The following is a 19,600-nucleotide window of genomic DNA, read 5'->3' as shown; positions in this document are numbered from 1 at the left end:
TCGAGGTCGGTGGAATTCCCGGTAGTGAGAGCGGCTGGGCGGATCTGCACCGCAGTTCTCCTGGCCCTGGCGATGGGGGCATGCGTGTCGGCGGGTGATGAGGGCAAGGATGAGCAGCTCCCGGTGAAGGCCCGTGGTGAGGCGCGCGCCTGGGCGCGCCAGATGACCGAGCACGCGGGCACAGTGGGGGGCGTAGTGGTGGACTCGGACAAGGCGTCCGTGCTCTTCAGCCCCTGCACCGGGAAGAACGGTGAAACGGCGGCCGACGGCCGCTACATCCTCATGTACACGGTGAGGGGCTCCGTGCCGCGTGATCGGCATCCCGAGGTGGTGCGGAAGATCCGCGACATGGTCACGGGTGAGGGGCTGAAGATCCAGGGCTACCGGGAGACGTATGAGGGGGAGCCGAACGCGTTGCTCGACGCCAAGCATCCGGAGAGCGACTACCTCCTGAGCGTCGATTCGACCGCGGGCGGGGACGGAAGCGGGCTGAGCATCGGCGTCATCACGCCGTGCCTCGTGCCACCACCGGGCGATCCCGGTACACCGGAGAGCCGCTAGGGCACCAGGACCACCGTGCCGAGGTTGCGGCGCCGCTCACCCCCGATGAGCAGCGGCGGCCGATGGTGCTGCTCGGGGGGTTGCGCCGGGCGGGGGCGTAGTCGTCACCCCCCGGCGTGTGGGGTGAAGGGGATGGCGACGTCCACGACGTGATCGTCCGGGGCGGCGGTCGGGAAGTTCGGGTAGTACACCTCGCGGTTGGACGCGCTGCGGGCGTGGCCGTGGTCGCCGAGCCAGGCGAGTACGGCGTCGTGGACGGTCGCCATCGCGGCGAAGCCCGGGTGGGACTTGGCGAGTTCGGTGTACGCCTCGCGGTGCGCCGGCTCGATCCGGACGCCGATCGGTCCGGCCGGTTCGACGGTGTTCGCCGTCGGCGCGCAGACCTCGACCGGGCCGTCGGAGTCCTCGCTCACCACGCCGTGGTAGACGGCGAAGAGCGGTCCGGACAGGCAGGCGTCGGCCGTCCGCAGGTGGGCGAGCAACTGCTCGCTCGCGTCGCCGAGGAAGGCGGGCAGCTCGGCGAGGGTGACGTGGCGCTGGATGCGGAGCACCTTCTGCTCGGGGACGTCGCGCTCGGCGATCTCGTACATGGTGGAGGTCCTTCCGGTCAGTACCGCTCGGGCGTAGCCCACCGCCTCCCGGCGGGCCCGGTGCGCGGACTCCTGCTCGCGCCAGTAGGCATCGAGCAGCCGGGGCGAGTCTTCGCCATCCGCGTCGAGGACGGCGGCGATCCGGGCCAGCGGCATGCCGACGGCGCGCAGCAGCGCGATCCGGCGGGCCCGCTCGACCTGGGCGAGGCCGTAGCGGCGGAAGCCGGTCCGCGGGTCGACGTGGGAGGGCGGCAGCAGCCCCCGGTCCCCGTAGAGGCGCAGCGCCTTGGGGCTGAGCCTGGTCCGGGCGGCGAGCTCCCCGATGGTGATCAAGTCCTCGTGCACGGGGCCCACTGTGCGCCCTGCCCCTGGGGCAGGGGCAAGCGGCGGGTCGGCTCAGCGGTAGTACGGCTCGACGGCGGCCCGGACCTCGTCGAACAGCGCAGGGCCGTCCTGCGGCACGGGCGGGCGGCCGCTCGCCGGGCGGATGGTCAGCAGCTGGTCGCCGGAGAGGGCGAAGACGACGCGGCCGATCCCGGCCTGCCGAAGGGCCGCCGCGCACATCGGGCAGGGTTCGCAGCTGGTGTACAGGGTCGTTCGGGCGGCCGCGTCCGGGTCCGACTCCCGTGCTGCCCAGCGGGCGAGCTTCAGCTCGGGGTGGGCGGTGATGTCCCGGTCGGTGAGGGTGGTGTTGCGCTCCTCGGCCAGGACGGTGCCGTCCGCGGCGGCGAGCAGGGAGCCGAACGGCGGGTTGCCGTGGGCGGCGGCCTCGGCGGCGAGGGCGATGGCGCGGCGGAGGAGGGGGTGGTCGGCGGGGGTGACGGTCATCGGGGCTGGTCCATCCGGGTCGGGGCGAGGGCGAGGCGTTCGGCGACGGCGGCGAGGGACTGCCGGGCCCGGTGCGGGTGGCGGGTCTCCTCCGGGTCGCCGTGGTAGGGGTCGAGGACGACGGAATCGGCGCCCAGCAGGCGGAGTTGGGCGAGGTCGGCGGTGATCTGCTCGATCGAGCCCTCGCCGGCGAGGCGCCGCGGGCCGGCGACCGGGTCGGGCGTGAGTTTGAGGGCGATCCGGGGCGCGAAGGCGGGGACGGGGAGCGCGTGTTCGTCCGCGTACGCCCGTAGGCGGGTGGCGGCTTCGCGCAGCCAGGGCATGGTGGGGCGCAGCGGGTGCCAGGCGTCGCCGAGGTGGACGGCGCGGCGCAGGCCCGCGTCGCTGTTGCCGCCGATCCAGAGCGGGATCGGGCGCACCGTCCCGTAGTCGGCGGTGTCCGTCCAGGCGGCACGCAGGCGGCGCAGGTGGTCGTCGGTGAGGCGGCCGCGCTGTTCGAAGGGGACGTCGAGGGCGGCGAACTCCTGCCGGGACCAGCCGACTCCGACGCCGAGGACGAGCCGGTGGCCGCTCAGGGCGTCCAGGTTGGCGGCCGTCCGGGCGGTGAGCAGCGGGTGGCGGTAGGGGGCGATGAGGACGGTGGTGCCGAGGCGGAGGCGGGTGGTGTGGGCGGCGAGCCAGGCGAGGGTGGTGAAGGGCTCGTAGAAGGGGGCGGGGTAGCGCTGGGCGACGTCGGGGGTGATGGCGAGGTGGTCCGAGAGCATCAGCAGGTCGAAGCCCAGGGACTCGACGGTGCGGGCCCAGGTCAGGAGGGCGGCGGGGTCGGTGCCGGGGCCGAAGTTGGGGACGTTCACTCCGATCTTCACGTTTGGAAAGCCTAGGGAGGGAAGGTGGGTTGACTGAAGAGACATCTCCCGGTTGGGGGGTTGTTCCGCCGTGGAATCACCGGCAATCTGGGCTCATGACCGAGATTCTTGACGCGACGGACTGGGCGATCCTGGCCGAGCTCCAGGAGGACGGGCGGATCGCGTTCACCGAGCTGGCCCGGCGGGTGAACCTGAGCGCGTCGGCGACGACGGAGCGGGTCCGACGGCTGGAGACGGCGGGCGTGATCACGGGCTACCGGGCCGAGGTGGACCTGGAGCGCACGGGGTACCCGGTGACGGCGGTGGTCCGGTTGAAGTACCCGGGGCCGGCGGCGCGGCACGAGCCGCTGCGGCGGTTGCTGGAGGAGCGGGCGGAGATCCTGGAGTGCCTGCGGACGACCGGGGACGACTGCTACGCGCTGAAGATCGCGACGACGTCGATGGGGCACCTGGAGGAGATCGTCGACGAGCTGGCCCAGTTCGGGAGCACGACGACCAACCTGGTGCTGAGCCGCCCGCTCGCGCCCCGGGGCCCGGCGGTGCCCCGGGCGGGGGCCGCCGAGTAATAGCAACAATGCAATATTGCGAGGGTGGATCAGGGGTTGGAGTGCTCCTCGTCCTTGCCGTGGACCTTCAGGGCGGTGATGACGCCGGTGACGACGGTGGCCATGGCGAGGGCGAGGAGGACGGCGAAGGCCGCGCCGACGAGGAAGTTCACCGGGGCCTCGGCCTCTCGCGGAGGAGCGTGAGGAGGTTGAGGAGGGTGGCGACGGAGGTGTCGCCGAAGTCGACGAGGAGGCGGCCGTCGATCGTTGCGCCGTTGACTGCGGCGGAGCCCCACTGAATACCGAAGGGCTTGCCCCGCTCGTGGAGTTCACCGAGAAGGGCGGTGACCTCGGGCTCGGTGTAGGTGCGCAGGTACGCGTCGTGGGGTTCGAAGGGGGCGCTCATGCGGCGAAGTCCAGCTCGAACCAGGTGACCTTGCCGGCCTTGACGGGGTCGACACCGAAGCGGTGGGTGAGGGCGCGGACGAGGTGGAGGCCGCGCCCGGAGATCGCCAACGGGTCGGTGGGGGTGCGAAGGTCGGGCAGCTCGGGACTGTCGTCGCAGACCGAGACCCGAAGCATGACGGGGCAGAGGGCGACGATGACGTGGGGCGCCTGGGTGCCCGCGTGCCTCCAGGCGTTCACGAACAGCTCGTGAAGGGCGAGTTCGGCGTCCTGGACGGCGTCCGGCTGCCAGCCGGCCGAGATGAGGAGGGTGCGCAGCTCGTGGCGGACGACGGACCAGTCGGGCGGGTTGTGGGCACGCATGGGGAACCTCCGGGAGGCGGGGAGGATTGGATCGCTGACGGAGGGGTGTGAGGCGTCTACTGCCGCGAAAGCAGGGGCCACTGACGCTCCGTCGTGTGATCGGTGCAACACTGAGAGTAGGGGGATATGTGGCAGCGTTGCAAGCCAATCGGGAAGTCTCCCCGGACTGACGCCGTTCCTGGTGGCGTCGCGCACGAGTTCTGCGTCAGACTGCGCAGGCCAAGGAAGGACAGCCGTGGGATACAAGGGGCCGATCAGCCAGCGACAGCGCCGGTTCGGTGACGAGCTGCAACGTCTGCGGACGGCGGCGGGCCTGTCCGCACCGGAGGCCGGGGCCTTGGTCGGAATGCGGGGACCGGCAGTGAGCCACACCGAGGCAGGTCGGATCACCTTGAACGCCGAACGGCTTGAGATCTGGCTGGACGCCTACGGTTGCGCTGACCCGGTCTATCGGGCCACGCTCGCGGCGATGGGGCGGAGCACGGGCAAGGGCTGGTGGAGTGACTTCGCGGGCAAGGTGCCGGATGTGGCGCTCGACCTGGCGGAGATCGAGGACCGGTCCGTCCAGCTGGCGAACTATGAGGTGCTCTACATTCCCGGAGTGCTTCAGGTGCCGGCCTACACCGAGGCCGTCTTCGAGGGGACGGAGGGAAACCGCAGGTGGAATGTCGGTGACCTGGTCCGCTTCCGGATGGCCAGGCAGCGAATCCTGGAGGACCGGAAGGACTTCCACTTCGTCATCCACGAGGCAGCGCTGCGGATGCGCTTCCCCAGTGACGCCGTGATGAGGGAGCAGCTGCATCACTTGCTGGACCTTGCCGAGCGTCCGAACGTCACGATCCAGGTGCTGCCATTCACGGCGACGAAGCGGCCGCCGAGTGCCGGATCGTTCTTGTTCTGCGACCCCGGTTGTCCTGAGCTCTCCACGATCGTCGTGGACGGCCCCGGGCGAGTGGAGCACTATGGTGATAACAAGAGCATTGGGGCATACCGCCAGAGGTTCGATCAGCTGGTCGACATGGCCCTTCCGGCTGTCGATGGTGCGGGATTGCGGCAGAGCGCGGAGACGCGCGACTCGTGGGGGATCCTCCAACACCTGCTCTATCTGCTCCAAGCCTGAAAGGCCTGCGATGTCCGAGATCCTGTGGCAGAAGTCGTCGTTCAGTGGACCGGACCCTGAGAACGCCTGTCTCGAACTCGCCCATGGCGCGGATGGCGTGCTCCTCCTGCGCGAATCCGATGAGCCCGAACTCGTGATGGTTGCCGAGGTTCCCCGGCTTCGCGCGCTCCTCCTCGCCGCCAAGGCCGGCGAGTTCGACTACCTCTCCTGATCAGCCCAGCCTCGGAGGACCCCCACCGATGAACGCCGAAGCCTGGCGTATCCGTCTCATCGTTCGCACCACCCAGTTCGGCGTCATCGGCGGGGCCCTCTGGGGCGCCCTGGTTGCCCTTGTCGCCTTCCGCTACACCTCGGTACCGCTCGGGGCCATGGTGGGCCTCCTCTTCGGGACCTTCGTCTCCATACCCACCGGCTCCCTCCTCTCCGCCCTCCCCGAGCGGTTCGCTCTCCACCGCTGGTCCGCCCCCGTCCTCGGCGCCCTCCTCACCGCGTCCGCCGGCTACCTCGTCCTCGCCCGCATCCTCCGCGAGCCGCACGCCCTCCTCCACCTCGGCGTCGCCCTCCTCTTCCTCCTCTCCACCGCCCTCACCGCCGCCGCCTTCTTCCTCGCCGTCCGCAGCCTCCGCCCGACCGCCTGATCCAGCGGCCGGTGGGCCTGATCGGTGAGCGGCAGGGCAACATCTCTCCATCTACTCCAAGCCTGAAGGGCCTGTGATGTCCGAGATCCTGTGGCAGAAGTCTTCGTTCAGCGCGGGGGATCCCGAGAATGCCTGTATCGAATTGGCCCCGGGCGCGGACGGGCTCCGTCTCCTGCGCGAGTCCGATGAACCCGGACTTGTGATGGCCGTCAAGGCTCCCCAGCTTCGCCTGCTCCTCCTCGCCGCCAAGGCCGGCGAGTTCGACCGCCTCTCCTGATCAACCACGCCTCCGAAAACGCCACCGATGAACGCCGAAGCTTGGCGTATCCGCTCGCCGTGCACAGCATCCCCGACCTCCTGACCTCAAGCACGCTGCGGCCGGTCGCGGGCACCAACCCGCGACCGGCCGCCACGCACATCACGCCGCGACGTCACCGACCACATGCTCGGGACTGTCCAACCACGTGTGCTGTCGGCCGTCCGGTCGCACAGTGAGTCCGAACCTCGTCAGCTCGGGCTGTGCCTGTTCCAGCCACCACGCCCGCGCTTCGCAGATCTCGTCCCAGAGCCGTCTGGGCCCGACCTGCTTGACGGCGTCCCCGGTCTCCCAGCCCCGATACCGAGCCGACGCCCAGGAGTTCCTCCCGTCCGACAGCTCAATCCGGTACGTGCCTCGCGGGTTGTCGCGGTCCCAACGATGGGCAGGCCGCACTCCGGGCACGCGAAGGCCGATGGCGAAGGCGACGTGGACATTCTGCTCCGCCAGCCCCGGATCCATCGGCGAGGCGCCGATCCTCGCTGTGTCCGAGGCCGGCTCCGCCACCACGTGCGGTCGCTGAGCGCGCATCCACATGAAGCTGGCGTTCTCGACGAACCGCCCGTGCGCTTCCCTCTCCGGCCCTTCGGCCATGAGGCGCAGTAGTCCGGCATTGGCGTACGGCGTCCCCCAGGGTGTCACGATGACCCCACCCGGCGCCGTCTGCTCGATCCACGCCCGGGGAACCGTCCGGACGGCCGCCGTCGAATGGACGCGGTCGTACGGCGCCCCTGGACTCCAGCCGCCGAGTCCGTCCCCCACCACCCGGCGGGGGGCCAAGTGCGCGGTTTCCAGCCTCTGGCCGGCCTCGGCCGCGACCACCGGATCGATCTCGATCGTGGTGACCTGCTCGCCGCCGAGCCGGGCGGCGAGCAGGGCGCTCGTCCATCCGGTTCCGGTGCCCACGTCGAGTACGGCCTGCCCGTCCGTGACGGCCAACTCCCGCAGCATGGTGGCCACCAGGGACGGCATGGATCCCGATGAGGTCGGCACGCCCGGGCCGTCGCCCGCCCCGTCGTCGAGTTGCGTGACGACGGAGTCGTCGGCGTTCGCCGCATCCCACCAGGCATCCGGCTCCCGGCCCCGCTCGATCCGCCGGTAGCCGGACGGCTCGCCGTCGTCGGGTAGCCAGACGGTGTCCGGCGGGAAGGCGTGGCGGGGGGCCCGTTCGAACGCGCCCCGCCACTCTGCGTCAAGCCCCGCGATCACTTTCGCGTACGTGTTCACGAGTGCCTACTTCTTCTCCTCGTCCGGTCCCGGGGGAGGGACCGGACGCGTCCACTGGCCGTCCGACTCCTTCGGGGACTGCTGCTGGTCGCCGGACTTCCCGCCCTGGCCGTCACCATGCTTGCTCATGCCGGAATCTCCTCGTGTCGAAATTCTTGCGAATAACGCTAGGAGTGCATGGGTGGCCGATTCAAGGGAATTCCCGTAGCCGACTAAAGATCTCTCCTGAAGTCGGCGGCAGTGATGGAAAGGAAATCCCGGGCCTCTGTTTCGAAAATTGCCACATCTTCATACATTGCGAAGATGGCGAGATGCTCGGCGATGTCCTGGGAGTCGCGGAAGACGATCCGGCCGGTGAAGGTCTCCACAGTCGCCAGGTGGGCGCCGTAGACGGTGAAGGTGTTCATGGGGCCTCGGCCGGTCACCACGCCGTTCGGGACGATGCCGAGCCGGACGTTCGGCAGCCGGGAGATCGCCGCCAGGTGTTCGACCTGCACCGACATCGCCATCGGTGGGATCGCCGACCACCGTACGGCCTGCTCCGTGAGCACGAACGTGAACGACTTCGACGCGTCGTACAGCACCGCCTGCCGTTCCAGCTTCCGCGCCACGACCGGCGCGACATCGCCGGGGGAGTGCGCGAGACTGGCGCGGACGTACTCGGGAGTGGCAAGAAGTCCTGTGACCATGGCGGGCAGAAAATAGCGGAACTCCGACGCCGAGGCTTCCAGCGCGGCGAGTTCCGTCTGCCGTTTCTCCAGTCCGCGGCGCAGGGACGCGCGGACGCCCTGCCATTCGGTGTTCGCGATCCTGGCAAGGGACATGATGTCCTCGGACACTTCGGCAGGAACCCCGAGCGCGCGGAGGATGGACTCGACCTCGGTGAGCCGGGGCGTCTTCCGCCCGGTCTCGATCTTGCTGATCGTGCTCTGGGAGAGGCCGCAACGCCGGGCGAGCCGGTCTCCGCTGAGACCGGCTCGCTTCCGGAGGTCGCGGAGCAGCCGGGCAAGATCGGCCTTCGACCGGTCAAGCTGCTCGGGGGCGAAGGTCACTCACCCATGATCCTTCAGGTACTCCGTGAAGGGAACGGACTCGGCGATGGCCAGTCCCTTCCAGGCCGCGTACGGGGCGGGATCGCCGTCGTGGATCCGGCGGTTGATCTGGGTGCCGTCGGAGCGGTAGTTCATCAGCACCACGCGGCGGTCGTCGAACAGCCAGAAGTCCTGGTCGGGAAGGCCCGGGTTCGGGCGGTCGGTGAGGTCGAGGATCCGGACGTCCTCGCCGGCCTCCACGTTGTGACGGTAGTGCGCGAACTCGAAGCGCAGGTAGTCCGTCAGCGGACGCGTGACCACGTGGACCCGGCCGACGCGCCGGCCGGTCTCCCGGTACCCGCGTACCCGTGTCGCCCAAGCGGCGGTGGCCCCGGTGTCGAGCGGTTCGCCGGCCAGGAAGCGGCGAATCCCGTCCTCCTCCTGCGGCACCGTGTAGACGGGGTGGGTCTCCAGCCGCCAGGCGTCGTACTCCATGGCGTCGAAGTACGCCCGCCAGTCGTCACCATCCAAGAACACGGAACGCCTCCCGCAGGGTCTCCTCGGGGATCTCGACGAGCGACTCGCCGTCGGGAGCACGGAATCCGGTGAACGTGTCGCCCTGAACGACGAAGGAGCCCCGGTCGGTCGCGTAGACGTTGGGGCAGTCGTCCGCGCCGCACTCGCCGGACCCTTCGCCGCTGCCGCCGTGCGTGAGGCGGATCAGTCCCGGCGTTCCGGTCATGGTGAACCCCCCTTGTGGGTGCGCCTGGTTGAACAAGCCGAGGATCACGCTACGGAGTGCGATCGGGTGGTGGCCATCCGAACAGGCGACTATTCCCGTTCTCGCCTAAAGATCTTCAAGGTGCCGGGCCCGACGGTGGAGTGGAAAGTCGGATCCGCCGACTTTCCACTCCACCGTCAACCGCCCAGGCGGAGCGCGTAGTAGGCGTGCAGGGCGGCGTCGGCGCCGGAGCCGGTGGCGGTCATGATGCGCTGGCCGCGGGGGGAGCGGAGGTCGCCGGCGGTGAGGACGCGGGGGTGCTGGCGGTCGGGCGGGCAGTAGCCGTCGGGGGTGCGGGTCAGGGAGCCGGGGAGGGCGGCCGGGCGGACGCCGAGGTTGACGAAGACCGCGTCCGGGGCGAAGGCGCCCAACTCGCCCGCCGTGATGCGGCCGTCGGAGGAGCGGCGGAGGTCCAGCGAGTCGGTTTCCAGGAGGGTGGCGCGCGGGTCGCCGCGGACCTCGTCGGCCTTGTAGGCGTCGGCGGGCGGGTGCGGGACGACCAGGTCGAGCGGGACATCGGGGTGGGCGCGCAGCAGGGTGCCGAGGGGGCGGTCGGCGCCGAGGACGAGGACGCGGCGGCCGGCCAGCCGGGCGGCGTCCGCCTCCCAGAGCGGCGGCGGGGCGTCCGGGCCGTCAGTGGAGGTGAGCCAGCCGGCCTCGTCGGGGCGGGCCGCCCGGACGCCGGTGGCGGCGATCGCGTAGCGGCCGCGGACGGCGGCGCCCGAGGCGAGCAGGACGGTGACGCCCTCCTCGTCGGCGTGCAGTTCCGTCGCCGGGGTGCCGAGCAGGAGCTCGCAGGAGTCGGCGACCCGCCGCACGTCCGCCGCGAGGGCGTCGGCGTAGGCGGTGCCGGTGGCGAAGCCGAGGACGTTGGCCACCGCCGGGACGCGCCGCAGGGTGGCGCCGGGCTCGCGCCGCTCGACGAGGGCCGAGCGCAGTCCGACGCTCGCCGCCATCACCGCCGCCGCGCAGCCGGCCGGGCCGCCGCCGACGATCACCAGGTCGTACGGTGCGGTGGACTGTCGGGTCACCGGGGCAGCGTAGCGGCCGCCGGGCCGAATCGCGGTTGCCGGGGCGGCGGGTGGCGTCCTAGCCTCGTCGCAACACGTCGAGGGAGACGAGTACCTCCGGGCCCCGCGAGCCGAGAGAGCCGCCGGCTGCTGTGAAGGCGGCCTCGCGTCCGGGAGGGAAGACACTCCCGAGTGCGGGGAGGAAATGCCCCGCCGGCCGGCCTCCGTCACCGGGCCCGATCGAGGCCGCCGCCCGCCCCGGCGACGGCGGCGAAAGTGCGGTGGCACCGCGAGTCCCCTTCTCGCCCGCACTCCCAAGGGATCACCACGACGCCCCCGGAGGGCCGCGATGATCCACCCCAGTACCACCGACACCGCCCGCGTCCTGGCCGCCGAACTGCCCGGCCGGATCGGCGGAACCGTCGAACTCGCCGGCTGGCTGCACCGCCGCCGCGCGCTGAAGTCCGTGACCTTCCTCGTCCTGCGCGACCGCTCGGGCCTCGCCCAGGTGGTGGCCCCCGCCGGGGCCGCCGACCTGCCCGAGGAGACGGTGCTGCGCGTCCGGGGCACCGTCACGGCCAACCCCCAGGCGCCGAACGGCGTCGAGCTGACCGGGCCGGAGGTGGAGGTGCTCGCCCGCCCCGCCGCGGCCCCGCCGTTCGACCTCTTCCGCCCGGCCGTCCCGGCCTCGCTGCCGGTCGTCCTCGACTACGCGCCCGTCGCCCTGCGCCACCCCCGGCTGGCGGCGCTGCACCGCGTCTCGGCGGCCTCCGTGCACGGCTTCCGGGCGGCGCTGGACGGCCTCGGCTTCACCGAGATCCGCACGCCGAAGGTCGTCTCCTCGGCGACCGAGTCCGGTGCGAACGTCTTCGCGCTGGACTGGTTCGGGCGCGAGGCGTACCTGGCGCAGTCGCCGCAGTTCTTCAAGCAGGCGATGGTCGGCGTCTTCGAGCGGGTCTACGAGACCGGGCCGGTGTTCCGGGCCGAACCCCACGACACCGCCCGCCACCTGGCCCAGTACACCAGCCTGGACGCCGAACTCGGCTTCGTCACCGACCACCGGGACGTCATGGCGGTGGTCCGCGCCGCCCTCGCCGGCATGGTCGGGGCGGTCGCCGAACGGGCCGGGGACGCGCTGGCGACCCTGGGCGTCGAGCCGCCCGCCGTCCCGGCCGAGATCCCGCACCTGCACTTCGCCGAGGCGATGCGGATGCTGGGCGCCGACGAACCGGACCTCGCGCCGGCGCACGAGCGGTGGCTCGGTGACTGGGCGCAGCGCGAGCACGGCAGCCCGTTCCTGTTCGTCACCGGGTACCCGATGCGCAAGCGGCCGTTCTACACCCACCCCGAGCCGGGCCGACCGGAGTACTCGAACAGCTTCGACCTGCTCTTCCGCGGACTGGAGCTGGTCACCGGCGGCCAGCGGCTGCACCGGTACGAGGACTACCTCGCCGCCCTCGCCGCCCGCGGCGAGCCGGCCGGGCCGTACGAGGGGTACCTGCGGGCCTTCGCCCACGGGATGCCGCCGCACGGCGGGTTCGCGCTCGGGCTGGAGCGCTGGACGGCGCGGCTGGCGGGGGAGGAGAACGTCCGCCGCACGGCCCTCTTCCCGCGCGACGTGCACCGGTTGACGCCGTGAGGTGAGGCGGCGGAGCGCCGCCGGGTGGCGCCCCGGAAGGTCGGGGCGCCACCCGGCGGACGGGGCTCAGCCCTGCGGCGCCTGCTGAGGTGCCTGCGGGGCCTGGGCCGCCTGCGGGTGGTACGGCGAGGCCTGCGGGTACGGCGAGGCCTGCGGGGACGGGGCACCCTGGGGCGGGGAAGTCTGCGGGTACTGCGCGTTCGGCTGGTACGGCGAGGCGGCCGGGACCGGCGGCGCGGCCGGCGCCCCGGAGCGCGTGACCAGGGCCTTCACCGCGTTGACTATCAGCGCGACCGGCAGGATGAACGCCTTGAAGAACAGCGTGTACGTGCCGCCGTCGAAGACGAACGCGAGGTAGTACGCGTAGCCGGTGAAGCCCAGGCCGGCCAGCAGGTTGAGGATGCGCCAGCCGATCTTCAGGCCGCCGAGGTTGATGGCGCCGATGACCAGCAGCGCGATGCCGCTGATCGCGAGCAGGACGACGTACCAGGAGAAGAGCGGGTCGACGTCGAAGTCGAGATTCACGAGGTGTTCCTGTGGTTCCGGTGGGACGGGCGGGCGCGCGGGGGCGGCCTGCCGGGGACGAGTGCGCACAGTACTGGAGCCCGCCGACATCCGTCCTCACGATTTCGCCACGGTGTCATCGCCGAATCCACCCGGCGAACCCGTGTTCCACCCCTTGAAAACCTCTCAGGAAGCGTCCGTGCGTTCGGATATGATGCGGCCGTCGCTGGTGGTTGGGGGTCGAAGCAGCGACCCGGGTGAGAGTCCCGGCGCGACCCCCGCCTCGGCGAACCGCCTGCTGCCGGGTTCGTCGGGTTCGCCCGCTCTCCTTCCGTGAGGTCCCCCTTGCGTACTCAGCACCGCAGATCCCTCGCCCTCGCTGCCGCCGCCACCCTGGTCTCGGGCGCGGCCCTGACCGCGGCCGCCCCCGGCGCCGCCGCGCTGCCGCGCTCCGGCGGGGCCGGGACCACCGGGGCGGTGCGACAGGCCCTGGCCCAGGGCACCCCGGGGCCGGGCGGCGCCCTCCAGGAGCAGCACGGCCCGGTGACGTCCACCCTCAACGGCTTCCCCGCCACCCTCACCGCCGGCGGGCCGGCCGCCGAGTTCACCGCCACCCTGCGCAACTCCGCCGACCACGCGGTCGACGTCACCACCGGCTTCACCGTGGCCAACGGCGACTCCGGCATCCGCGAGACCCAGCTCGTGCTGGACTACCAGGCCCCCGGCGGCGGCCCGTGGAAGCCCGCCGCGCTGAGCCCCGGTGCCACCGTCGGCGCCACCTGGAACCTCGACACCTTCGCCACCCGGCTGAGCCTGCCCGCCGGCGCCTCCGTCACCTACCGGCTGCGGCTCGCCGTCACCGCCGACGCGCCCGCCGGCCGGGCCACCGGCGGCTTCCGGGCCGTGGTCTCCGACCCGACCCTGCCGCCGGAGAGCCGGACCTCCGAGGCGAACTCCCCGCACCAGGCGTTCACCACCGTCGCGGCCGGCGCCACCGGCGCCCCGACGTCCGCCCCCGCGCCCGGCGTGCCGTTCCTCGGCCTGGACGCGGTGCCCGCCGCCTTCAGCGCCGGCGGTGAGGCCAGGCCGTTCCGGCTGACGCTCACCAACCGCAGCGGCAAGGACGTCTCCTTCCTGCCCGAACTCACCCTCCGGGGCGTGAACCTGCCCGCCGCCGGGGCGGCCGGGCTGGACTTCCAGACCCCCGACGGCCAGTGGCTGGCGGCCACCGCCGACAGCAGCCGCACCGCGGCCGGGACGCTCACGCTCGTGCTGCGCACGCCGGACAAGGACGCCTCCCTGGTCCGGCTGCACGACGGCGAGTCCCGGACGCTCAACGTGCGGCTGGCGTTCGGCCAGGACGTCCCGGCGGGCGTCGTGACGGTCCGGTTCGCCGGGACCAGCGTGCCCCTCACCGGGGGCGGCGCCGGGGTGTCGGCCACCAGCTCGGCGGTCGACGTCACCGTGGCCGCCGCGCAGGTCTCGCCGACCGCCGCGCCGAGCACGCCCGGCGCCGACGACGGCGCCCCGGCGGCCCCGGCCGACCCGCCGACCACCGCGCCGAGCGCGCTCGGCGGCCCGCCGGTCGGCCTCGCGGCGATCACCCCGAACGCGGACGCGAGCGGCACGGCGGGGGCCGTCCCGGCGGCGGCCACCGGGACCCCGGCGGACGGGCTCGCCGCCCCGGCGCCGGCCGTCACCGTGACCGTGGCGGCCCCGGCGCCGTCCGCGGGCCTCGCCTCCACCGGCGGCTCGCCGACCGACACGCCGATGGCGATCACCGGTGCCACCGCGATCGCGATGGGCATCGGCACACTGCTGGTGGCCCGCCGCCGCCAGAAGCCCCGCCCCGCCCTCGCGGCCCGACCGCCCCGCCCGGCCGGAGGCCCGGCGGCACGTACGACGGCGAACCCCGCCCCCCGGCCGGAGCCGGGCCCGACGGCGAAGCCGGGAGCCTGACGACCGGCGGTGAGGCGTGGTCCGGTGGTGCGGACTTCCTGCGCCCGAACCGGTCATGGGTGGCCGGGGGACGACCGGCCACGGCGTGCGGGTGTTCTGCGGTCGGCCGGTGGGCGTCGTCGGGAGCGTGACGACCGTCCCGGGCTGAGGTCGTGCGGGCCGGAAGCGGGCGGGGACGGGTGAGGTGTGGGTGGCCGCGTGGTGTGGTCGGCGGGTCCGGGGGGCTCAGGGGGGCGGACCCCGCCGGGTGGCAGGCCGACGGCCGGCCCCGGTGGTCGGGGCGCGACACCAGCAGCGTGACCAGCACCCCCGGGCGGGCCGGACCGGCACAGGGGTGACCGGGGGCCGGGGCACCGTGAGGTGCGGCAGGCGCTTGCGGCCCGGCCGGAGGCGGGGAGCGTGACGACCGGCGGCGGGCAGCCGCAGGTGATCCGCGGGTCCGGTGGCGCGTAGGGTCGACGGCGGACCTCGGGCGTCCGGCTGCGTCGTCGGGAGCGTGACGACCGGCCCGGGTGGCTGCCAGGGGAACCGGACCGGCGCGAGGCCGGCGTCGTGCGGTCCGGCGGCGAAGCCGGGAGCGTGACCACCGGCCCGCGCGAACGGCGCGCGGGCCCGAACCGGGCAGGGGTGAGCGCGGGATGACCGAGCACGAGGTGCTGCACGTGTTCTGCGGCCCGGACGGCGGGCACGGCAATGCGCTGGGCGTCGTCCGGGACGGCGCCGCCGTCCCCGAGGAGCGCGACCGGCAGGCGATCGCCCGTGAACTCGGCTTCAGCGAGACGGTGTTCGTCGACGACCCGGGGCGCGGCGCCATCGACATCTACACCCCCGGCCTGCGGCTGCCCTTCGCCGGCCATCCCTGCGTCGGCACCGCCTGGCTGCTCGGCGTGGACCGGCTGGTCACGGCGGCCGGCGTGGTCGGCGTCCGGCACGACGGTGCGTTCACCCGGATCGCTGCGCCCGCCGCCTGGGCCCCGCCGCGCACCCTGCGCCGGCACGCGACGCCCGCCGAGGTGGACGGTCTGGCGGTGCCGCCGCCGGGCGAGTGGATCTACGCCTGGGCCTGGCAGGACGAGGCGGCCGGCACCGTCCGCGCCCGGGCCTTCCCCGGCCGGGGCGACGGCATCGACGAGGACGAGGCCACCGGCGCGGCCGCCATCCTGCTGACCGCCGAACTGGGCCGCGCTCTGACGATCACCCAGGGGCGCGGCTCGCAGCTCGTCACGGGCATCACGCCCGACGGCCTGATCGAGGTCGGCGGCCGGGTCCGCCGCGCGGGCTGAGCCTGGTCCGCCGCGCGGGCTGAGCGAGGCCTGAGCGGGGGGCTGCGGAGGACACCGGGTTCGATGCCGTCGTGACGCGTGCTCACCGGACCGAGCCCCTGGCCGGGCGGCCGGGTACGGGCCCGCGCCCGCGTCCGGCACCGGTCGGGGCCGGCCCGGCGGGCGGCCGAGCGGTTGCGGGAGGCCGGTGCCGCGGTGGAACCGTGGTGCGCGGAGTGTGACCGGACCGCGCCGGAGCAGGGGAGTGGTGCGGGGTCAACCCCGGCCTGCGGTGCTCGGCGAGCCGAGGCTGAGGAGCGGTTCGGCCCCGGCGGCAGTCACCGAGGAGGTGGCCGGTGCCGCGGGGGCGGCCGACCGCACCCGGGGCGTGGTGGCGTGGCGCAGCAGGAACGAACGGCCGGCGGGGACCAGGGCGAGGTGGGTGGCCGCGACGCCGACGACGGCGAACAGGATGTGGTCCACGTTGAGCACATGGCCCGGGGCCCAGGAGGAGAGGAACTCCAGCGCGGTGGCCAGCAGGGCCGAGGCGCCGGTCGTGCGGAGGAAAGACGGGAGCCAACGGGTGGTCAGGCGGCCCCCGGCGAGCGGGAGGAAGAGGCCCAGCGGGGCGAGGAGCAGCAGTTCGGCGCAGATCTGGCCCGCGCTGGAGGAGCGGAGCGAGGCCAGCGGCGTCAGGTTGGCGTCGTAGACCCAGGCCACCGGCAGTGGTCTCAGCACCATCCAGCCCGCCAGCAGCAGGTGGAGGGTGAGGCCCAGCAGGCCCACCACCCGTAGTGGACGCTGGGATCGCTGGACGGCCGTCGCCCGTCCGGTCTCGGTCCGCACTCCGGCACGCTCCTCGCGTGGCCTGGTGCCATCTCGCTGCACGGGGGGAAGGACGTGCGCCGACGGCGTGACGGTTCCATGCCCGGTGTGAACTTCCCACCGCGCGCCGGGGACCGGCGCGGGCCGCGGGGCGAGCAGCCCGGCGGGCCCCCGCGGCCCCGGAGGCGCGCCCCTACCGGCAGGGCGGCGTGGTGGACGCCGTGGGCGACGGCAGCGCGCCGAACACGTTGTCCGCCGGCGGCGTCGGCGACACCACGACGGGCGACGGCGTCGGGGACGGCGAGGAACCGGCGCGCGCCGCCGCGGCGTGCGCCGGGGTCTGGCCGGTCACGCCCGCGCCCGTTCCGGCGGCCGGGGACGGCGTGCTCGGTGCCGTGGGTATCCGCGCCACCGTCGGGCAGGCCGTCCGGCTGGCGGGCGCGCCCGCGTCCACCGGGACGGCGGTCGGGCGGATGCCGCAGCCGACGGCCAGCGCGGCCAGCCCCAGCAGTGCGGCGGCGGCGAACGGGCGTCGTCGACGGACTCGGATCACTGGGCACTCTCCTCGGAGGCGGCGTCGGCCGGCGGCGCGGGCGGCGGGGTCCGCGGCAGCGTCAGCGTGAACACCGCGCCGACCTCGCCGTTCGCGGCGGTGATGGTCCCCCCGTGGATCTGCGCGTTGGCCATCGCGATGGACAGGCCCAGGCCGCTGCCCTCCGAGCGGGCCCGCCCCTTGTCGGCCTTGTAGAACCGGTCGAAGACGTGCGGCAGGACGTCCTCGGGGATGCCCGGGCCGCTGTCCGACACCTCGACGACCACGCTGTCCCCGTCCTCGCGCACCCGCACCCGCACCGGTGAGCCGCCGTGCTTGAGCGCGTTGCCGATGAGGTTGGCGAAGACGACGTCCAGCCGGCGCGGGTCGACCACCGCCCGCACGCCGCGCGGCGCGTCCACCTCGACCGCGTCGTACCAGGCCCGGCCGTCGATGCAGGACATGATGAGGTCCGCGATGTCCACCTCGTCGGCGACCAGCTTGGCCGTGCCGGCGTCGAAGCGGGTCACCTCCATGAGGTTCTCCACCAGGTCGGACAGCCGGCGGGTCTCGCTGACCACCAGGCGCACCGCCGGCTCGATCATCGGGTCCAGCGACTCCGCCTCGTCCTCCAGGATGTCCGTCACGGCGGTCATCGCGGTCAGCGGGGTGCGCAGCTCGTGCGACATGTCGGCGACGAACCGCCGGCTCTGCGCCTCGCGCGCGCTCAGCTCCTCGACCTGCTCGTGCAGCGACTCCGCGGTCCGGTTGAAGGTCCGCGCCAGGTCCGCGAGCTCGTCCGAGCCCTCGACCTCCAGCCGGGTGTCCAGGTGGCCCTCGCCGAGCCGCCGCGCCGCGTCGCCGAGCCGCCGGACCGGCCGCAGCACCGTCGCCGAGGCCGCCTGCGCGAGCAGCGCCGAGCCGATCAGCGCCAGCAGCGTGGCGATCGCCAGCGACCAGCCGAGCGTGTTGAGGTCGGCCCGCTCGTTCTCCAGCGACTTGAACATGTACGCGGTCGGGCCGGTCGGCACCACCTTGGTGCCGCCGATCACGAACGGCCGCCCGTCGAGGTTCTGCCGCTGCCAGTACAGGTGGTACGTGTACGGGTTGGACTCGGTGAGCTCGCGCGGCTTGCCGACCGCGGTCTGCAGCGGGGTCGGCACGTTGGCCGGCGTGTACTGGGCGGGGCTGGAGGAGGCGATGCAGTCGGGCAGCGCCGGGTCCACCACGACCACGTCGTAGCTGAGCCCGGAGCTGGCGACGGTGTTCGCCAGCGTGTTGAGGTCCTCGCAGGTGGCGCCCAGCGGCAGGCTCGACACATTGCGGCTGAGCGAGACCCGGAAGTCGTTGAGCGCGGTGTCCTGCGCGCGCTTGAGCACCGCGTCGCGGTTGAGCCAGTACGCGATGCCGGAGGCGGAGACGGCGGTGAGCAGGGCGACCGCGGCGAACACCGCGATCAGCCGCACGCGCAGCGAGCGCAGCCGCCGCCACGGGCCTGACGAGAACCGGGCCGTCGTCTGATGGTCAGTCACAGGAGCCTGTCGTTGCGGAAGGTCAGCGCGCGCGGCGGGATATCGCCGGCGCCGGGCGGGGGGCGGCGGTCACGCCGGAGGGTCCAGCCGGTAGCCGACGCCGCGCACCGTGCGGATCAGCGTCGGGGCCGAGGGCACGTCCTCGACCTTGGCCCGCAGCCGCTGGACGCAGGCGTCCACCAACCGGGAGTCACCCAGGTAGTCGTGCTCCCAGACCAGCCGCAGCAGCTGCTGGCGCGACAGCGCCTGGCCGGGCCGCCGGCTGAGCTCCAGCAGCAGCCGCAGCTCGGTCGGGGTGAGCTGGAGGTCCGCGCCGTCCTTGGTGACCGTCATCGCCGCCCGGTCGATCACCACGCTGCCGTAGACCGAGGAGTCCGAGCTCTCCCGCTCGCCGCGCCGCAGCACGGCGCGGATCCGGGCGTCCAGCACGCGCGGCTGCACCGGCTTGACCACGTAGTCGTCCGCGCCGGACTCCAGGCCCACCACCACGTCGATGTCGTCGGAGCGGGCGGTCAGCAGGATGATCGGCAGCTGGTCGGTGCGGCGGATCCGGCGGCACACCTCGAAGCCGTCGATCCCGGGCAGCATGACGTCCAGCACGATGAGGTCCGGCCGCTGCTCCTTGAAGAGCCTCAGACCGTCCTCGCCGGACGCGGCGGTGGCCACGCGGTGGCCCTGGCGGGTGAGGGCGAGTTCGAGGCCGGTGCGGATGGCGTCGTCGTCCTCGATCAGAAGGAGGAAAGGCACGGCCTCATTCTGGCTCACCCGGAGCGGGTAATCACCCCCCAACCGTCCGGCCCGGGCCGGACGCCGCCCGCGCGGGAACCGGAGGGCCCGCCGCAGGCGTCCGTCAACGGCGGGAGGGCGCGGGGGACGAAAGGCCCGGCCCTGTGACAGCCCTGTGACAGTCGACGGACAGCGCCATCACAACCGGCGGGCAGGATTTTCGATGTCGCCGCAGGACAGCGGGCCGATCGGCCGGCCGAGGCGGCGACAACGGAACCGCTCGAACCGACCCAGGGGGCGCACGATGAACGCCACGCTTCAGACCCGGACCAACCCGGCT

The 19,600-nt window shown here is 73.2% G+C and carries 26 protein-coding genes; 9 read left to right on the top strand and 17 right to left on the bottom strand.

From position 1 onward, the window contains the following. Window positions 1-9: 9 nt before the first annotated feature. The gene (locus ACFC0B_RS35200) at window positions 10-561 is read left to right on the top strand and encodes a hypothetical protein (RefSeq protein ID WP_376095536.1); all 552 of its coding nucleotides are present in this window, start codon (window positions 10-12) and stop codon (window positions 559-561) included. A gap of 104 nt (window positions 562-665) precedes the next feature. Here the strand turns inward: ACFC0B_RS35200 and ACFC0B_RS35195 are convergent, their stop codons facing one another. The 3 genes from ACFC0B_RS35195 to ACFC0B_RS35185 are packed head-to-tail and all read right to left on the bottom strand — an operon-like array spanning window position 666 to window position 2,845. Beyond that, the gene (locus ACFC0B_RS35195; protein WP_376095533.1) at window positions 666-1,496 is read right to left on the bottom strand and encodes a MerR family transcriptional regulator; all 831 of its coding nucleotides are present in this window, start codon (window positions 1,494-1,496) and stop codon (window positions 666-668) included. A 51-nt stretch (window positions 1,497-1,547) separates the two neighbouring features. Next, window positions 1,548-1,979, bottom strand: a complete 432-nt coding sequence (locus ACFC0B_RS35190) for a nucleoside deaminase (RefSeq protein WP_376095530.1) — start codon at window positions 1,977-1,979, stop codon at window positions 1,548-1,550. Further along, the gene (locus ACFC0B_RS35185) at window positions 1,976-2,845 is read right to left on the bottom strand and encodes a TIGR03619 family F420-dependent LLM class oxidoreductase (RefSeq protein ID WP_376095527.1); all 870 of its coding nucleotides are present in this window, start codon (window positions 2,843-2,845) and stop codon (window positions 1,976-1,978) included. The genes ACFC0B_RS35190 and ACFC0B_RS35185 overlap by 4 nt, the downstream gene beginning before the upstream one ends. A gap of 95 nt (window positions 2,846-2,940) precedes the next feature. Here ACFC0B_RS35185 and ACFC0B_RS35180 point away from each other — a divergent pair, with 95 nt between their 5' ends. Beyond that, the gene (locus ACFC0B_RS35180; protein WP_376095524.1) at window positions 2,941-3,411 is read left to right on the top strand and encodes an Lrp/AsnC family transcriptional regulator; all 471 of its coding nucleotides are present in this window, start codon (window positions 2,941-2,943) and stop codon (window positions 3,409-3,411) included. A gap of 29 nt (window positions 3,412-3,440) precedes the next feature. Here ACFC0B_RS35180 and ACFC0B_RS35175 read toward each other — a convergent pair whose 3' ends face one another. Genes ACFC0B_RS35175 through ACFC0B_RS35165 form a run of 3 tightly spaced genes read right to left on the bottom strand, consistent with a single transcriptional unit; the run spans window position 3,441 to window position 4,158 of the window. Further along, complete coding sequence (locus ACFC0B_RS35175; protein WP_376095521.1) at window positions 3,441-3,563, bottom strand: hypothetical protein; 123 nt, start codon at window positions 3,561-3,563, stop codon at window positions 3,441-3,443. After that, window positions 3,560-3,796 carry a hypothetical protein gene (locus ACFC0B_RS35170; RefSeq protein ID WP_376095518.1) on the bottom strand — a complete coding sequence of 79 codons (237 nt, stop codon included), beginning with the start codon at window positions 3,794-3,796 and terminating at the stop codon, window positions 3,560-3,562. The genes ACFC0B_RS35175 and ACFC0B_RS35170 overlap by 4 nt, the downstream gene beginning before the upstream one ends. After that, entirely contained in the window at window positions 3,793-4,158 is a 366-nt protein-coding gene (locus tag ACFC0B_RS35165) for an ATP-binding protein (RefSeq protein WP_376095515.1), read from the bottom strand. Before ACFC0B_RS35165 ends, ACFC0B_RS35170 begins: the two co-directional genes overlap by 4 nt. A 235-nt stretch (window positions 4,159-4,393) precedes the next feature. Here ACFC0B_RS35165 and ACFC0B_RS35160 point away from each other — a divergent pair, with 235 nt between their 5' ends. The 4 genes from ACFC0B_RS35160 to ACFC0B_RS35145 all read left to right on the top strand — a co-directional run bounded on the left by ACFC0B_RS35160 (window position 4,394) and on the right by ACFC0B_RS35145 (window position 6,193). Then, the gene (locus ACFC0B_RS35160; protein WP_376095512.1) at window positions 4,394-5,278 is read left to right on the top strand and encodes a helix-turn-helix domain-containing protein; all 885 of its coding nucleotides are present in this window, start codon (window positions 4,394-4,396) and stop codon (window positions 5,276-5,278) included. 10 nt (window positions 5,279-5,288) lie between these two features. Continuing rightward, window positions 5,289-5,489 carry a DUF397 domain-containing protein gene (locus tag ACFC0B_RS35155; protein ID WP_376095509.1) on the top strand — a complete coding sequence of 67 codons (201 nt, stop codon included), beginning with the start codon at window positions 5,289-5,291 and terminating at the stop codon, window positions 5,487-5,489. Window positions 5,490-5,517: 28 nt separating this feature from the next. After that, window positions 5,518-5,916 carry a hypothetical protein gene (locus ACFC0B_RS35150; RefSeq protein WP_376095506.1) on the top strand — a complete coding sequence of 133 codons (399 nt, stop codon included), beginning with the start codon at window positions 5,518-5,520 and terminating at the stop codon, window positions 5,914-5,916. Window positions 5,917-5,992: 76 nt separating this feature from the next. Continuing rightward, window positions 5,993-6,193: a DUF397 domain-containing protein gene (locus tag ACFC0B_RS35145; RefSeq protein ID WP_376095503.1), complete on the top strand. Its 201-nt coding sequence runs from the start codon at window positions 5,993-5,995 to the stop codon at window positions 6,191-6,193. Between the two features lie 141 nt (window positions 6,194-6,334). Here the strand turns inward: ACFC0B_RS35145 and ACFC0B_RS35140 are convergent, their stop codons facing one another. From ACFC0B_RS35140 to ACFC0B_RS35115, 6 genes are all read right to left on the bottom strand, one after another. Continuing rightward, window positions 6,335-7,459 carry a methyltransferase domain-containing protein gene (locus tag ACFC0B_RS35140; protein ID WP_376095500.1) on the bottom strand — a complete coding sequence of 375 codons (1,125 nt, stop codon included), beginning with the start codon at window positions 7,457-7,459 and terminating at the stop codon, window positions 6,335-6,337. A gap of 6 nt (window positions 7,460-7,465) precedes the next feature. Continuing rightward, window positions 7,466-7,588 carry a hypothetical protein gene (locus ACFC0B_RS35135; protein WP_376095497.1) on the bottom strand — a complete coding sequence of 41 codons (123 nt, stop codon included), beginning with the start codon at window positions 7,586-7,588 and terminating at the stop codon, window positions 7,466-7,468. A gap of 83 nt (window positions 7,589-7,671) precedes the next feature. Next, window positions 7,672-8,511 (bottom strand): helix-turn-helix domain-containing protein, encoded by an 840-nt coding sequence (locus tag ACFC0B_RS35130; RefSeq protein ID WP_376095494.1) that lies wholly within the window; start codon window positions 8,509-8,511, stop codon window positions 7,672-7,674. Continuing rightward, entirely contained in the window at window positions 8,512-9,027 is a 516-nt protein-coding gene (locus tag ACFC0B_RS35125; RefSeq protein WP_376095491.1) for a DUF6879 family protein, read from the bottom strand. Then, on the bottom strand, window positions 9,011-9,232 hold the full coding sequence (locus ACFC0B_RS35120) for a hypothetical protein (protein WP_376095488.1): 222 nt from the start codon (window positions 9,230-9,232) through the stop codon (window positions 9,011-9,013). Before ACFC0B_RS35120 ends, ACFC0B_RS35125 begins: the two co-directional genes overlap by 17 nt. Before the next feature lie 176 nt (window positions 9,233-9,408). After that, window positions 9,409-10,302 (bottom strand): FAD-dependent oxidoreductase, encoded by an 894-nt coding sequence (locus tag ACFC0B_RS35115; protein ID WP_376095485.1) that lies wholly within the window; start codon window positions 10,300-10,302, stop codon window positions 9,409-9,411. A gap of 328 nt (window positions 10,303-10,630) precedes the next feature. Between ACFC0B_RS35115 and aspS the strand changes: the two genes are divergently transcribed. Further along, window positions 10,631-11,920: an aspartate--tRNA(Asn) ligase gene (aspS, locus tag ACFC0B_RS35110; protein WP_376095482.1), complete on the top strand. Its 1,290-nt coding sequence runs from the start codon at window positions 10,631-10,633 to the stop codon at window positions 11,918-11,920. Between the two features lie 66 nt (window positions 11,921-11,986). On the opposite strand, the gene ACFC0B_RS35105 is transcribed toward aspS, so the two are convergent. Then, entirely contained in the window at window positions 11,987-12,445 is a 459-nt protein-coding gene (locus ACFC0B_RS35105) for a hypothetical protein (RefSeq protein ID WP_376095479.1), read from the bottom strand. Between the two features lie 324 nt (window positions 12,446-12,769). On the opposite strand from ACFC0B_RS35105, the gene ACFC0B_RS35100 reads away from it, so the two are divergent. After that, window positions 12,770-14,383: a hypothetical protein gene (locus ACFC0B_RS35100; protein ID WP_376095476.1), complete on the top strand. Its 1,614-nt coding sequence runs from the start codon at window positions 12,770-12,772 to the stop codon at window positions 14,381-14,383. 638 nt (window positions 14,384-15,021) lie between these two features. Beyond that, complete coding sequence (locus tag ACFC0B_RS35095; protein ID WP_376095473.1) at window positions 15,022-15,666, top strand: PhzF family phenazine biosynthesis protein; 645 nt, start codon at window positions 15,022-15,024, stop codon at window positions 15,664-15,666. Window positions 15,667-15,921: 255 nt separating this feature from the next. Here the strand turns inward: ACFC0B_RS35095 and ACFC0B_RS35090 are convergent, their stop codons facing one another. The 4 genes from ACFC0B_RS35090 to ACFC0B_RS35075 all read right to left on the bottom strand — a co-directional run bounded on the left by ACFC0B_RS35090 (window position 15,922) and on the right by ACFC0B_RS35075 (window position 19,281). Then, window positions 15,922-16,491 carry a VanZ family protein gene (locus ACFC0B_RS35090; protein WP_376095470.1) on the bottom strand — a complete coding sequence of 190 codons (570 nt, stop codon included), beginning with the start codon at window positions 16,489-16,491 and terminating at the stop codon, window positions 15,922-15,924. A 172-nt stretch (window positions 16,492-16,663) separates the two neighbouring features. Next, complete coding sequence (locus ACFC0B_RS35085; RefSeq protein ID WP_376095467.1) at window positions 16,664-17,023, bottom strand: hypothetical protein; 360 nt, start codon at window positions 17,021-17,023, stop codon at window positions 16,664-16,666. Beyond that, window positions 17,020-18,534: an ATP-binding protein gene (locus ACFC0B_RS35080; protein WP_376095464.1), complete on the bottom strand. Its 1,515-nt coding sequence runs from the start codon at window positions 18,532-18,534 to the stop codon at window positions 17,020-17,022. Before ACFC0B_RS35080 ends, ACFC0B_RS35085 begins: the two co-directional genes overlap by 4 nt. A gap of 69 nt (window positions 18,535-18,603) precedes the next feature. Beyond that, window positions 18,604-19,281: a response regulator transcription factor gene (locus tag ACFC0B_RS35075; RefSeq protein ID WP_350553901.1), complete on the bottom strand. Its 678-nt coding sequence runs from the start codon at window positions 19,279-19,281 to the stop codon at window positions 18,604-18,606. Window positions 19,282-19,600: the final 319 nt, after the last annotated feature.

It is taken from the genome of Kitasatospora sp. NPDC056184 (assembly GCF_042268405.1).
In the GTDB taxonomy this organism is placed as follows: domain Bacteria; phylum Actinomycetota; class Actinomycetes; order Streptomycetales; family Streptomycetaceae; genus Kitasatospora.
Note: the sequence above shows the minus strand (reverse complement) of the source record. Positions and strands in the feature narration are given on the sequence as shown.

What these genes read in the sequence shown, in the direction of transcription:
- ACFC0B_RS35190 (WP_376095530.1), bottom strand. Translation starts at nt 1,979, where the DNA reads ATGACCGTCACCCCCGCCGACCACCCCCTCCTCCGCCGCGCCATCGCC.
- ACFC0B_RS35180 (WP_376095524.1), top strand. Translation starts at nt 2,941, where the DNA reads ATGACCGAGATTCTTGACGCGACGGACTGGGCGATCCTGGCCGAGCTC.
- ACFC0B_RS35170 (WP_376095518.1), bottom strand. Translation starts at nt 3,796, where the DNA reads ATGAGCGCCCCCTTCGAACCCCACGACGCGTACCTGCGCACCTACACC.
- ACFC0B_RS35165 (WP_376095515.1), bottom strand. Translation starts at nt 4,158, where the DNA reads ATGCGTGCCCACAACCCGCCCGACTGGTCCGTCGTCCGCCACGAGCTG.
- ACFC0B_RS35155 (WP_376095509.1), top strand. Translation starts at nt 5,289, where the DNA reads ATGTCCGAGATCCTGTGGCAGAAGTCGTCGTTCAGTGGACCGGACCCT.
- ACFC0B_RS35150 (WP_376095506.1), top strand. Translation starts at nt 5,518, where the DNA reads ATGAACGCCGAAGCCTGGCGTATCCGTCTCATCGTTCGCACCACCCAG.
- ACFC0B_RS35145 (WP_376095503.1), top strand. Translation starts at nt 5,993, where the DNA reads ATGTCCGAGATCCTGTGGCAGAAGTCTTCGTTCAGCGCGGGGGATCCC.
- ACFC0B_RS35135 (WP_376095497.1), bottom strand. Translation starts at nt 7,588, where the DNA reads ATGAGCAAGCATGGTGACGGCCAGGGCGGGAAGTCCGGCGACCAGCAG.
- ACFC0B_RS35120 (WP_376095488.1), bottom strand. Translation starts at nt 9,232, where the DNA reads ATGACCGGAACGCCGGGACTGATCCGCCTCACGCACGGCGGCAGCGGC.
- aspS (WP_376095482.1), top strand. Translation starts at nt 10,631, where the DNA reads ATGATCCACCCCAGTACCACCGACACCGCCCGCGTCCTGGCCGCCGAA.
- ACFC0B_RS35095 (WP_376095473.1), top strand. Translation starts at nt 15,022, where the DNA reads ATGACCGAGCACGAGGTGCTGCACGTGTTCTGCGGCCCGGACGGCGGG.